The organism is Streptomyces ziwulingensis, from assembly GCF_039542605.1.
Classification (GTDB): Bacteria; Actinomycetota; Actinomycetes; order Streptomycetales; family Streptomycetaceae; genus Streptomyces; species Streptomyces ziwulingensis.
Genome location: NZ_BAABIG010000100.1, coordinates 1 through 12,577 on the forward strand (window position 1 = coordinate 1; position 12,577 = coordinate 12,577).

A 12,577-nucleotide genomic window follows, 5' to 3' on the forward strand; every position below is an offset into this window, starting at 1 on the left:
CACCCCCGACCCCCGCACCGACGGCAAAGTCGCCGTCATCGGCATCGCCGGGCGCTTCCCCGGCGCCCCCGACGCCGCCGCCTTCTGGCGCAACCTGCTCGACGGCCGCTGCTCCGTCACCGAGGTGCCGGCCGACCGCTGGGACACCGGGGTCCACTACCGGCCCGCCCACGAACTGGGCCGCAGCACCGGAAAGTGGGGCGGATTCCTCGACGGGCTGGACCACTTCGACCCCGAGCCGTTCCAGCTCACCGACGACGAGGCGACCGTGCTCGACCCGGGGATCCGGCTGATCCTGGAGGCCACCCGGGACTGTCTGGCCGACGCCGGCTACCGGGACGAGGAACTGCGCGGCCGGGACGTGGGTGTCTTCGTCGGCGGGCGGATCTCCTCCTACCCGCTGCGCGCGCCCCTGCGCCCCGACGTGCTCCAGTCCGACCAGAACTTCCTGGCCGCCCAGGTGGCCCACCGCTTCGACTTCCGGGGCCCCAACCTGGTGGTGGACAGCGCCTGTTCGTCGTCCCTGGTGAGCGTGCAGTTGGCCTGCCGCAGCGTGCTGTCGGGGGAGGCGGAGGTGGCTCTGGCCGGCGGGGTGGAGATCCTCCTGGACGAGCGGCCCTATCTGGAGTTCAGTGCCGCGCGGGTACTGTCGCCCACCGGCCGCTGCCGCCCGTTCGACGAGCGGGCGGACGGGATCGTGCCGGGGGAGGGGTGCGGCGCCGTCCTGCTCAAACCGCTGGACGCCGCTCTGCGCGACGGCGACCGCGTCCACGCGGTGATCGAGGCGGTCGCCGTCAACAACGACGGCCACACCATGGGCACCACCACACCGAACCCGGCCGCCCAGACCGACGTCGTCGTCAAGGCGCTGGCCGCCGCCGGTCGCCGGGCTGAGGAGATCGGCCTGGTGGAGGCGCACGGCACCGCCACCAGGATCGGCGACCCGATGGAACTCAAGGCGCTCACCGACGCGTTCGCGGACGCGACCGAACCGTACGGCAGGTGCGCCATCGGCAGCCTGAAGGGCAACGTCGGCCACCTGCTCAGCGCGGCCGGTGTGGCGGGCCTGATCAAGGTCGTCCTGAGCCTGGAGCACGGGGTGGTGCCGCCCACCCTGTACTGCGAGACCCCCAACCCGCGCTTCGACTTCGCCCACTCGCCGTTCCGGCCCCCGGCCGGGACCGAGCGGTGGACGGCGCCGCCCGAGCGGCGCGTGGCCGGACTCAGTTCCTTCGGGCTAGGCGGCACCAACGCCCACCTGATCGCCGCCGCCCTCGACCCGGCCGCCCGACCGGCGGGAGTCGCCGTGCGCGAGCCCCTGCCCGCGCCCGTCTACCGGCGACGGCGGCTGTGGCTGGAGCGGAAACCGGACGGCCCCGCCGCCCCCGCCCCCGCCTCGGGACCTCTGGAACAGCCCCGGCCTTCCACCGAGCCCCGGCCGGCCCCCGCCCGCGCCGCCATCCTGGACCTCCGCTTCGCCACCCGCCAGGTGACGGCCGGCAGTCCCGAACCGAGCCCGGCGGGCCGGATGCCGTGACACCCGGCCCGCCACCCGTCACACCTCCCACGGAAGGAAGCACCCGCCATGGACAACTCCGCAGAGGCGGCCCCCGGGCCCGCGGACGCGGCACCGGCCCTGCCCACCCCTCGTCAGGCCACACTGGCCATCGCCGGTGTGATGGCGGGCATGCTGCTGTCGGCCCTCGACCAGACCGTCGTCAGCGTCGCCCTGCCGAGCATCGTCGGCGAACTGGGCGGCCTGGAACGCCTGCCCTGGGTGGTCACGGTCTACCTGGTCACCTCCATGGCGGTCACCCCGCTGTGGGGCAAGGTGTCCGACCTCTACGGCCGTCGCACCGTGGTGCAGTGCGCCATCGGGGTCTTCGTCGTGGGCTCGGTGCTGTGCGGCGCCGCCCAGAGCATCTGGCAGCTCATCGTCTTCCGCGGCATCCAGGGCCTGGGCGCGGGCGGACTGTTCGTCCTGGCGCTCGCGGTGGTCGCCGACGTGGTGCCACCGGAGCGCCGGGGCCGCTACCAGGGTCTGTTCGGCGCCGTGTTCGGCCTGTCGAGCGTGGTCGGGCCGCTGGTGGGCGGCTTCTTCACGGACGGCCCGGGCTGGCGCTGGATCTTCCTGATCAACGTGCCGGTCGGCGTGCTGGCCCTGGTGGCGACCGCCGTCGGCCTGCGCATCCGCAGCCCCCAGCGCCGGCACACCATCGACTTCGCCGGCGCCGCGCTGGTGGCCGGTGCCGTCGTCTGCGCCCTGCTGTACCTGAACTGGGCGGGTGACGAATACGGCTGGGCCGCGCCGGGTTCGCTGCTGCTGGCCGCCGGTGCCGTCGTCCTGGGCGCGCTGTTCGTGTGGGTGGAGACCCGGGCGGCCGAACCGGTCATCCCCATGGGCCTGTTCCGCAACCCGGTGTTCGGCGTCGGGGCGCTGTTCGGACTGCTGGCCGGCGCCGCCATGTTCGCCGGCATCGTCTTCCTCCCGCTGTACTTCCAGGCCGTGATGGGCATGTCCTCCACCCGCTCCGGCCTCGCCATGCTGCCCGCCATGTTCGGGCTGACCCTGACCTCCATCGCCTCCGGCCAACTGATCAGCAAGAACGGCCGGTACAAGGTGTTCCCCGTCTCCGGGTCCGCGCTCCTGGTCGTCACCATGCTGCTGCTGTCCCGGCTCACCGCGGACACCCCCTACTGGCAGATCGGCCTGTACGCCTTCCTGTTCGGCGCCGGCGTCGGCCTGGTGATGCAGCCCGTCATCACCGCCGTACAGAACTCCGTACGGCCCGAGGACATCGGGGCGGCCACCAGCGCCGCCAACTTCTTCCAGCGGATGGGCTCCGCCGTCGGGGTCGCGGTCCTCGGCACCGTCCTCGCCAGCCGGGCGGCGGACCGGCTGGCCGACGTCGGACCGGACGCGGCACGCGCCGCCGGCCAGGGCGTCACGGCCCTGCACCGGCTGCCCGAACCCGTGCGGGGACAGACCCTCGACGGCTACGCGCACGCCATGGGCGACATGTTCCTGGTCTGCACACTGCTGGTCGGCGTCGCCCTCGTGGTGTCCCTGTTCCTCAAGGAGACGCCCCGCAGGACCGACCCGGCCGCCGACCAGCCGGCCAAGGAGGCGTCCGCGCCCGGCTGAGCGGCCCGGGCCGGCGGGACCGCCTCCCGCCTGCTCAAAGTTGCGCAGCCCGCGCACGGCGGTCCTCCTAGTGTGGCTCGCGCCGGCCTCCCCGGCCCGGCACGAGCCACGCATTCTGCGCACTGGAAGGACGGCCATTCCCATGGATCAGCGGACAGCCCGGAGCGCGGCCGGTCTCAGCCCCGCGTCGGCCCAGAGCCCCGTGCCCGCCGACAAGCTGCTGCACTCCGGCAACTCGGGCTTCACCATCGCCCGTAGCGCCCAGTTGAAGTACGAGCACCGCGACGAGGGCCGTAAGCTCTTCGCCGACGTGATCGCCTACATGAACCGCTCCGACCTCAACGGCGCCTCCTTCTACTTCTACGAGGAGGCGTTCGGCAAGCAGGACCGGGTGCACTGGCTGATCCACTGGAAGACCCCGAACGACTACGCCATCAGCCTGCACATGGTCGACCACGACGAGAAGATGATCGACCTGCTGGAGAGCGACCGCGTGGTCGACGACGCCAGCGCCGGTGTGTGGGGCCGTGCCGTCGTCGAGGGTTCGGTGCGCGAACGCATCCTCGTCCCGCAGCACGGACTCGTGCACGAGGAGGACGAGCACGACAGCGGCGAACTCTGGGTGGACCCGGCCAGACTGCAGACCGGCCAGCCCGACACCGAACTGCTGCACTCGGCCAACGCACTGCTCACCCTGCACCGCTCGGGCCAGGCCTCGCACGAGTTCCGCAAGGAGGCCCGGCTCTACGCGTTCGCCTGGCAGAACGAGGTCAACCGCAAGCTGCCCGGCCGCGCCACCTCCTACCTCTACGAGGAGACCTTCGGGGTGATGGACCGGCTGCACTGGCTCATCCACTTCAAGGACTTCGACGCCTACCAGGAGCTGCTCGTGCTCGAACGCACCGACGAGGACTTCCGGGCCCTCGGCGAGCGGCAGTTCATCGCCGACAACAAGGGCGGCGGCACCTGGGGCCGGTCCTTCGTGCCCGGCACCATCGAGGACACCGTGCTGCTGCCGTACCAGCTCCGCCCGGGCGCGTGAAAGCCTGGCTCTTCGCCGGCCAGGGGGCGCAGCGCGCCGGAATGGGGGAGGCGCTCTTCGAGCGCTTCCCCGCGTACGTGGCGGCCGCCGACCGGATCCTCGGCGAGTCCGTGCGCGCGCTCTGCCTGGACGACCCCGACGGCCGGCTGCACCGCACCCGGTGGACCCAGCCGGCGCTCTACGTCGTCAACGCGCTGGCCTGCGCGCAGGCGCTGGCGGAGGGCCCCGCACCGGACGTCCTCGCGGGACACAGCCTCGGTGAGTACAACGCGCTGCTCGCCGCGGAGTGTTTCGACTTCGAGACCGGCCTGCGGATCGTGCGGCGGCGCGGGGAGCTGATGGGCGAGGCGGACGGCGGCGCGATGCTGGCCGTCGTCGGTCTCACGCCCGACGCCGTCCGCGCCCTGCTCGACCGCTGCGGAGCGGCCGACACCGACCTCGCCAACCTCAACGCCGCCACCCAGGTGGTGGTGTCGGGACCGGCCGAGTCGGTGCGGACGGTACGCGACGCCGTACGGGCCACCCCGGGTGCCCGCTGCGTCCCGCTGGCCACCAGCGGCGCCTTCCACTCCCGGCACATGCGCCCCGCCCAGGAGCGCTTCGCCGCGTTCCTCGACACCGTCGAGTTCCGGCCACCGCGCATCCCCGTCATCGCCAACGTGACCGGCCGGCCCTACCCGGCCGACGGGGTCGCGGACCTGCTGGCCCGGCAGATCGCGTCCCCGGTCCGCTGGCACGAGACCCTGCGGGAGCTGGTCCGGCGGGGCGTCACCGAGGCCCGCGAGTTCGGCCCGCGACCCATGCTGCGACCCATGTGGGAGTCGGTACTGGCCGAGCCGGAACCCGTACCCGGGCCCCGCCCGGCACCCGTGACGACAGCAGCCTCAGCCCGGCAGGACGTCACCGTCCCCGCCACCACACCCGCCGCCGCGCCCGAGCCGGAGCCCGTACGCCACCCCGCCCCCGAGCCGGAGCCCGTACGCAACCCCGCCGCCGCCCGGCTCGGCAGCGCGGAGTTCCGGGAGGACCACGGGGTCCGCTACGCCTATCTGGCCGGCAGCATGTTCCGGGGCGTGTCCTCCGTCGAACTGGTCGCCCGGCTCGGGCGGGCGGGTCTGCGCGGCTACTTCGGCGCCGGCGGACTGGACCTCGGCACCGTCGAGAAGGCGCTCACCGCACTCGCCCGCACCCCGGGTCTCGACGGCCGCTACGGCGTCAACCTGCTGCACGACCTCGCGCGGCCCGGCGCCGAGGACGCCCTGACCGACCTGCTGCTGCGGCACGGCGTCCGGCACGTCGAGGCCGCCGCCTTCACCACGGTCACCCCGGCCCTGGTCCGTTTCCGGTTCACCGGCGCCCACCGCACCGCCGACGGCGTCCCCGTCGCCGTACGCACCCTGGTCGCCAAGTGCTCGCGCCCCGAGGTGGCCGCTCACTTCATGGCACCGCCCGCCGAGGAACCGCTGCGGCGCCTGGTGGCGGAGGGCGCGCTGACCGAGGCCGAGGCCGACGCGGCCCGCGGGCTGCCGGTGGCGCAGGACATCTGCGTGGAGGGCGACTCGGCCGGCCACACCGACGGCGGCGTCAGCCTGGCCCTCGTGCCGACGACGGCCGCACTGGCCGAACAGGCGACCGCACGGCACGGCTACGCCCGCCGGCTGCGCATCGGGGCCTGCGGAGGGCTCGGCACCCCCGAGGCGGTCGCGGCCGCCTTCGTGCTCGGCGCCGACTTCGTGGTCACCGGCTCCGTCAACCAGTGCTCACCGCAGGCGGGCACCTCGGACGCCGTGAAGGACCTGCTGGCCGCCCTGGACGTCCAGGACACCGCGTACGCGCCGGCCGGCGACCTGTTCGAACTCGGCTCGCGCGTCCAGGTGGTCCGCAAGGGCACCCTCTTCGCGGCCCGCGCCAACAAGCTGTACCGGCTCTACCGCGCCCACACCGGCCTGGACGGCCTCGACCCGGCCACCCGCACCTGGCTGGAACGCGACTGTCTGCGCGCCCCGCTGGACCAGGCGTGGAGCCAGACCCGCGCCCACTACCTGGACACCGGCCGCGCCCACGAGATCGAACGGGCCGAGCGCGACCCCCGGCACCGGATGGCGCTCCTGTTCAAGACGTACTTCGCCCGCACCAACCGGGCCGCCCAGGACGGCGACCCCACCGAGCGCGCCAACTACCAGGTGCACTGCGGGCCCGCGGCGGGCGCCTTCAACCGCTGTGTCCGCGGCACCGCCCTGGAGCCCTGGCCGGAGCGGCACGTCGAACGCATCGCCGATCTGCTGATGACCGGAGCGGCCCGGGTCCTCGGCGAACGCCTGGCCGCCTATGCCGGCCCGGGCGATGTCCCGCACCACCCATGACACCCACGAGGAGAGCCATATGACCGTGGACAGCGGCACGCCCAGTGTTCCGCCCGCCCGGCACCAGACCGCGCAGCCCGCGGAGCAGATCCTGCACTCCGCGAACGCCGGCGTCGTCGTGGAGCGGGTCGCGCAGATCGCCGCCGGACAGGGCGACAGCGCGCGCCGGATGGCCCGCGAGGCCGCGGAGTTCGTCAACGCCAAGCATCCGGGCCTGGCGACCGTGTTCGTCTACGAGGAGTCCTTCGGCGTCAAGGACCGCCTGCACTGGCTGATCCACTTCCGGTCCCTGGAGGACTACGAGCGGCTGCTGCACATGGGCGGCGCCCGGGATTTCCGGGACGGGGTGCTCGGCGGTCACGTCTCCCACCACCAGGCGGAGCAGTGGCAGGCGGCGTTCGTGCCCGGCACCGTGCGGGAGACCATGATGTTCCCGCACCGCTGGGGCATGTTCGGCACCGCCACCCAGACCATGGCCCAGGACCCGTCGATGAGCCCGCTGGCCGCCGACCGGGACGAGCCCTGGTTCGAGGTGCTGCCCGCCCGGCACCAGACCTCCGTCCCCGCCGGCGAACTGCTCAACACGGCCACCGCCGGTGTGATCATGCACCGGGTGGTCGACTTCAGCTACAAGTACCGTGCCGAGGCCCGGCTGTTCGCCCGTACGGTCGCCGAGAACACCAACCTCAACGCCGGCGGCGACGCCACCGCGCTGGTCTTCGAGGAGATGTTCGGCACCATGGAGCGGATGCACTTCCTCATCCACATGAAGTCGCTGAGCACGATGTACAAGCTGATGGGCATCGACGCCCGCACCGACCCCACCGCGCCGCGCGCCACATACATGCAGGACTGGGTCTCCAAGGAGCAGGGCGGCGGGCGCTGGGACAGCCTGATGCTGGAGGGCAGCGGTCACGACGGCTGCCTGACGCCGCAGTACTGGGGCGACTGAGACCGGCACCGGACTGAGACCGGCACGAGGAGGCCGCGGCACCCGTCCGGGTGCCGCGGCCTCCTCGTGCCGTGTCCGGCGCGGCCGGTGTCAGGCCATGGTGGTCACGCAGAACGGGTGACCGGCCGGGTCGACCAGGACGACCCACTTCTCGCCGCCCGGCTGGTGCTCCGGCCGGACCGCCCCCAGGGAGGTCAGCCGCTCCACCGCCTCCCCCAGGTCACCGACGCTGAAGTCGAGGTGGATCTGCTTGTCGTCACCGGGCCAGGAGGGCTGCTTCAGGCTCTCGACCCGCTGGAACCCGATGCGGCTGGATCCGTCCGGCGTGCCGATGTAGGCGAAGTCCTCGCTGGCGAAGAGTGTCTGCCAGCCGGTCAGGGCGCTGTAGAACTCGGCCAGTGCCTTCGGGTCCGGCGCGTCGAGGGTGACCGCTGCCAGCTTCCCAATGGGGGACATGAAAAGGTTCCCTTCCTCAGGACGATGATCATCTCGGCGTGCAACCTCCGCGTGCACCCGCCGAGTTCGCGAGCCTAGGCCCTGCCCCCTTCGAACGCACGCGGATCGCCGGGACTACTCGAAGGAGTGATCCAGCGTGACCGTCGCGTGGCCCTCCGGTCCCGGATTGTCGCAGAAGTAGGTCCCGGTGCCGCGCAGGCCGGTCAGCCCGCCCGTGCCGGAGCCCTCCAGCACCTCCAGGGTGGCCTTGGCCGTGCCGCCCCCGGTGGTGCCGGTGAGCTGGAGGACGAAGCTGCCCTCGCGGCCGGCGATCCGGCCCGTCACCCGCTCCAGCGCCGTGAAGACGCTCGCCCCGTCGGGGGAGAGGGCGATGAGGACCTGCTGGACACCCTCGCCCTCGATGTGGCCCCGGTAGTGGTTGGCCACCTGGCCGTGCAGCAGCAGCGGAGCGCCCTCCGTCTGCTCGTAGGGGGCCGGCTGCCAGGGATCCCAGGTCATGGTGCTGGTCGACTGCGTCTGCATGCGTTGTCCTCTCGCTCGCGGACCTCGGCGAACCGGTGGCCGGCGCCGCCGACGGGAATCGGTCGGATCCTCGCGCCTCGGCACCGCCGGCTCTGCTCACTTTTGAGCGTTCACCGACCGCGTCAAGAGGTACTTTTCTCAAAGGTCCGGATAACCGTCACGAGGCCCGCGACCGATACCGCAGGACCGGCCGGAGAAAAAGGCATGTGCCCGGAGAAAAGGCATGCGCGGGGTATCGGGACCGAAATGGGCGCTGTTATCTTCGGGGCATGAGCGATTTCCAGGAAATGCCCGACGACTGGACCCGCGCCCTCGCCGTGGTGGCGCACCCCGACGACATGGAATTCGGCGCCGCGGGCGCCGTGGCGAGCTGGACCGCGGCCGGGAAGTCGGTCACCTACCTGGTGGCCAGCCGGGGCGAGGCCGGCATCGACTCGATGGCACCCGAGAAGGCCGCCGAGGTCCGCGAGGCGGAGCAGCGGGCCGGCGCGGCCCTCGTGGGAGCGGCCGCGGTGGAGTTCCTCGACCATCCCGACGGCCGCATCGAGTACTCCGCCGAACTGCGCCGCGAGTTCGCCACCGCGATCCGCCGCCACCGTCCCGAACTGGTCCTCGGCTTCTGCCACCACGACCACACCTCGACGGGACGCTGGAACTCGCCGGACCACCGCAACACCGGCCGCGCCCTGCTCGACGCGGTCGGCGACGCGGCCAACCGCTGGGTCTTCCCCGAGGACGGCCCGGGCCCCTGGCAGGGCGTGCGGTACGTGGCGGTCTCCAACTCGCCCCGGCCGACCCACGCCGTGGACATCACCGACCACGTCGACCGGGCGGTGGCCTCCCTGGAAGCCCACGCGAGCTATCTGGCGGCCATGCGGCCGCCCGTCACCGACGTCCGCGCCCCGCTGCTGGGCCTGGCCCAGGCGACGGGGGCCCGGTTCGGCGGCCGTCCGGCGATCGCGTTCGAACTGATACCGCGCTGATCGGTGACCGGGCCGGCGGCGACCGCCGGGCGGCCCGCCGCCCGCCGTCGCCCCCGGCCCGCGCGGGCGACCGCCGGCGGCTCAGCTCCTGACGTAGACGCTGCGGTGCACGCGCCACCGCTGCGGCCGGGGCCGGTCCGGGCCGGGCAGGGCGCGCAGGGCGGCCAGCGCGGGCTCGACGACCCGGGCCCAGGTCTCGTCGTCCACGTCCCAGAGATAGGGCGGCAGCCGGCGTTCCAGGCTCTCCAGGAGCTGACGGGGGGTCGTGGCCCGCTCGTAGTCCGGGGCGAACTCGTGCCGCAGCTTCCTCAGCCCCGCCTCGCGCGCCGCCGTGTCCAGGCGCTCGGGAGTGTCGGGGCGGGGCGGTTGCAGCACGGCCAGCCGGTCCAGCACGGCGACCAGCTCGTCCGGGTCGGCCGCCGGGTCGCCGTGCACCGCGAGCAGCCGCCCCCCGGGTCGCAGCACCCGGGCCGCCTCCCGCAGCGCCCGGGGCATGTCGCCGACCAGGTGCAGGACGTGCGTGAACACCAGGTTGCCGAAGGTGCCGTCGGCGAACGGCAGGGCCCGCGCGTCCCCGGCGGTGACCCGCCCCGGGAGCCGTTCGGCGGCCCGCGCCAGCATCGGCGGCGACACGTCGACGCCGTGCACCTCGTGGCCCAGCTCGGCCAGTCCCGCCGCCACGATGCCCGTGCCGACGCCCACCTCCAGCACCGGGCCCGGGGCCAGGTCCCCGGCCAACTGTGCCGCGGCCTGCCTGCCGCGCTCCATTCCGCCCCGCATCCGGTCGTAGTCGTCCGCGACCCGGTCGAAGGCCTTGGCTTCGGTCACCGCGCAGTTCCCTCCGTGTCGATGTGCCAGGTGATCTCCGCGTACCGCACGAGGTCGGCGACCTCCCGCGGCGCGCGGACGAACTCGCTGACCAGCTCCGCCACCAGGGCGGGCCGGTCGTGCGGCGCGTAGTGACCGGCGACGGCCAGCTCCGCGTACCGCGCGTGCGGGAAGCGGCGGGCGGCCTCGCGGGCCCGCTCGGGGGAGGAGATGCCGTCGAACTCCGAGCCGACGAACAGCACCGGTACGGTGACCCGCGCCGCCTGGGCCGCCGAGTCCAGCCGCCACAGGTCGACGAGCTGACGGGCGTAGCGCACCAGCACCTCGGCGTCCCGGAAGGGCCGCCGCACCTCGTCGGTGAGCGCCCCGCTGAGCACCCCGAGCACCCCGGCGTCCCGGGTCCCGGGGCTGCCCCTGCCACCCGCCGCGCCCGGGGCCAGCAGGTCCAGCATCCTGGCGGCCTTGTCGGGTCTGCGGTCCAGCGCGCGGCACACCGCCGCGAGGTCGGACTCGTACTTGGTGTCCATGCCGTCCCAGCGGCCGTTCTGCCGGAAGGTGGCGTTCAGGAAGACCAGCGAGGCCACGGCTTCGGGCCGGTGCCGCTGGAAGGCCGTGGCGATCTTGGCGCCGGTGCACCAGCCGAGCAGATGGGCGCGGCCGCCGCCGACGGCCGCCAGCACCGCGTCCAGGTCGTCGAGTTGCCGCCGGGTGTCCCAGGCCGGGTCGTCCCGCTCGGTGCCGCGCACCTGCCAGGTGACGACGCGGTGGTGCGGGGCCAGGTGCGCGCACAGCCGCGACAGGAAGCCCGGACCCTGCCCGAGCGCGTTCAGCACCAGGAGCGGCGGCCCCTCGCCGGCCCCGCCCTCGAACAGCACGAGCGGCCGCCCGGCCACCTCCACGACGCGCCGCCGCAGACCCGCGTCGCCCCGTGCCGGACACGGCGGCGTCCGGCCCGCCCGGACCGAGCCGAACAGCGCCCATTGACCGGCGGCCGAGAGGGACGGGGCGCCCGCCGGCGCCGTACCGGACCCCGCCTGGTCCGGCGCCCGCCCGTCCCCGGACCCCGGCGCCGCGTCCCGCAGCCGCACCGCCTGCCGGCGTACGTCGTCCAGCCGCAGGTCCAGGAGACGGTCGGCCGCGCCGAAGTCCTCGCGGTCCGGGACCGGACGTACGTCGATGCCGTGCACCGCGCCGGCCCGGGCGAGCACGCCGGCCAGCGGGACCGGGGCGGGCCGGGACACCGTCGCGAAGCCGTCGGGCAGGCCGGCGGGCGCGCCGGCCCGCCAGAGTTCCCCGGCGGCCCGCTCCCCGGTCAGCAGGGACAGGCCGAGTCCGGCCACCCCGGTCACCCGCAGCGGATGCCGTTCGAACCAGTCCGGCACCCGGTCCTCGACCTCGGCCCGCACCGAACGCAGCGCCCACAGCAGCCGGTGCGGACCCGGCGGACACTCGCCCAGGTCCGCCGCCCGGCCGTCCACCACCGGCGCCGTGCGCAGCACCCGCCAGGACACCCCGGCGTCCAGGCACGCCTGCACGGCGAGCCGTTCCAGGTCGCGGCGGACCCGGTGCGTCCGGCCCTCCTCCGGTGCCGTGTCCGGGCCCACGTGCACGTACCGGCGGGCCCCGAGGGCGGGCAGCGCGGCCAGCAGCGCGCCGGTCAGCACCGCGTCCGCGCGTGCCGCCCGGGCCGGGGACCGGTCCCAGCCCGGCACCACCCCCCACACCTGGTCCGCCGTCCACGCCGTCAGCTCGGCGGCCGCCCCCTCCGGTTCGGCGCACACCACCGTCAGCCGCCCCGCGCCGGGAACGTACGGTTCCCCGGCGGGCCCCGCGTCGCCCCCGCCGCACCGCGCCACCCACCCGGCCAGCTCCCGCCGGTCCGGCGCCGGCGCCCCCGGCCGGGACACCGCGGCGGACAGCAGCACCACCTCGGTGCCGGCGGCCGCCGACAGGCAGCGGGCGGCCAGCCGGCCCGCGAGGAGCGGTGACGTACCCGCGATCAGCACCCGCTGCGGCATGCGTACCGTCCTCCTGGGCCGGCGGGCATCACCGAACGCGTGCTCACCGGGGGCCTCGAACACAATGAAGACCCCAGAGGATCCGCCCTTTACCAGGCGGAATTCTGCTCAATAGTGCGCACGCCGAAAAAGTATCCGGAAGCCCTTGCGGCGGCGGAAATTCCCTCGTTAGCATCCCCGCGCCGGAATTATCTCGACCGGGCCCGCGCGCCCCTTTCCCGAAGTTCCCCGAAGTTCCCCGACGTTTTCCCGGAAGCGGCCCGCGCGC

At 74.0% G+C, this 12,577-nt stretch carries 10 protein-coding genes; 6 read left to right on the forward strand and 4 right to left on the reverse strand.

Annotation, left to right across the window (positions count from 1 at the left end):
* The 5 genes from ABEB00_RS34925 to ABEB00_RS34945 form a co-directional block, all read left to right on the forward strand.
* Positions 1 to 1,537, forward strand: a 1,537-nt coding sequence (locus ABEB00_RS34925) for a beta-ketoacyl [acyl carrier protein] synthase domain-containing protein (RefSeq protein WP_345624753.1), incomplete at its 5' end; no start/stop codon positions are given.
* Between the two features lie 48 nt (positions 1,538 to 1,585).
* Positions 1,586 to 3,145 carry an MDR family MFS transporter gene (locus tag ABEB00_RS34930; protein WP_345624754.1) on the forward strand — a complete coding sequence of 520 codons (1,560 nt, stop codon included), beginning with the start codon at positions 1,586 to 1,588 and terminating at the stop codon, positions 3,143 to 3,145.
* 142 nt (positions 3,146 to 3,287) lie between these two features.
* Positions 3,288 to 4,187 carry a DUF6039 family protein gene (locus ABEB00_RS34935; protein WP_345624755.1) on the forward strand — a complete coding sequence of 300 codons (900 nt, stop codon included), beginning with the start codon at positions 3,288 to 3,290 and terminating at the stop codon, positions 4,185 to 4,187.
* Entirely contained in the window at positions 4,184 to 6,550 is a 2,367-nt protein-coding gene (gene fabD / locus ABEB00_RS34940) for an ACP S-malonyltransferase (protein ID WP_345624756.1), read from the forward strand. The genes ABEB00_RS34935 and fabD overlap by 4 nt, the downstream gene beginning before the upstream one ends.
* 19 nt (positions 6,551 to 6,569) lie before the next feature.
* The gene (locus ABEB00_RS34945; protein ID WP_345624757.1) at positions 6,570 to 7,502 is read left to right on the forward strand and encodes a DUF6039 family protein; all 933 of its coding nucleotides are present in this window, start codon (positions 6,570 to 6,572) and stop codon (positions 7,500 to 7,502) included.
* A gap of 90 nt (positions 7,503 to 7,592) precedes the next feature.
* Here the strand turns inward: ABEB00_RS34945 and ABEB00_RS34950 are convergent, their stop codons facing one another.
* Entirely contained in the window at positions 7,593 to 7,958 is a 366-nt protein-coding gene (locus ABEB00_RS34950; protein WP_345624758.1) for a VOC family protein, read from the reverse strand.
* A gap of 114 nt (positions 7,959 to 8,072) precedes the next feature.
* On the reverse strand, positions 8,073 to 8,480 hold the full coding sequence (locus ABEB00_RS34955) for a DUF3224 domain-containing protein (RefSeq protein ID WP_345624759.1): 408 nt from the start codon (positions 8,478 to 8,480) through the stop codon (positions 8,073 to 8,075).
* A 269-nt stretch (positions 8,481 to 8,749) separates the two neighbouring features.
* Here ABEB00_RS34955 and ABEB00_RS34960 point away from each other — a divergent pair, with 269 nt between their 5' ends.
* Positions 8,750 to 9,463: a PIG-L deacetylase family protein gene (locus tag ABEB00_RS34960; protein WP_345624760.1), complete on the forward strand. Its 714-nt coding sequence runs from the start codon at positions 8,750 to 8,752 to the stop codon at positions 9,461 to 9,463.
* Positions 9,464 to 9,544: 81 nt separating this feature from the next.
* Here ABEB00_RS34960 and ABEB00_RS34965 read toward each other — a convergent pair whose 3' ends face one another.
* Positions 9,545 to 10,291: a class I SAM-dependent methyltransferase gene (locus ABEB00_RS34965; protein WP_345624761.1), complete on the reverse strand. Its 747-nt coding sequence runs from the start codon at positions 10,289 to 10,291 to the stop codon at positions 9,545 to 9,547.
* Complete coding sequence (locus ABEB00_RS34970; RefSeq protein ID WP_345624762.1) at positions 10,288 to 12,309, reverse strand: alpha/beta fold hydrolase; 2,022 nt, start codon at positions 12,307 to 12,309, stop codon at positions 10,288 to 10,290. The genes ABEB00_RS34965 and ABEB00_RS34970 overlap by 4 nt, the downstream gene beginning before the upstream one ends.
* Between the last annotated feature and the right edge of the window lie 268 nt (positions 12,310 to 12,577).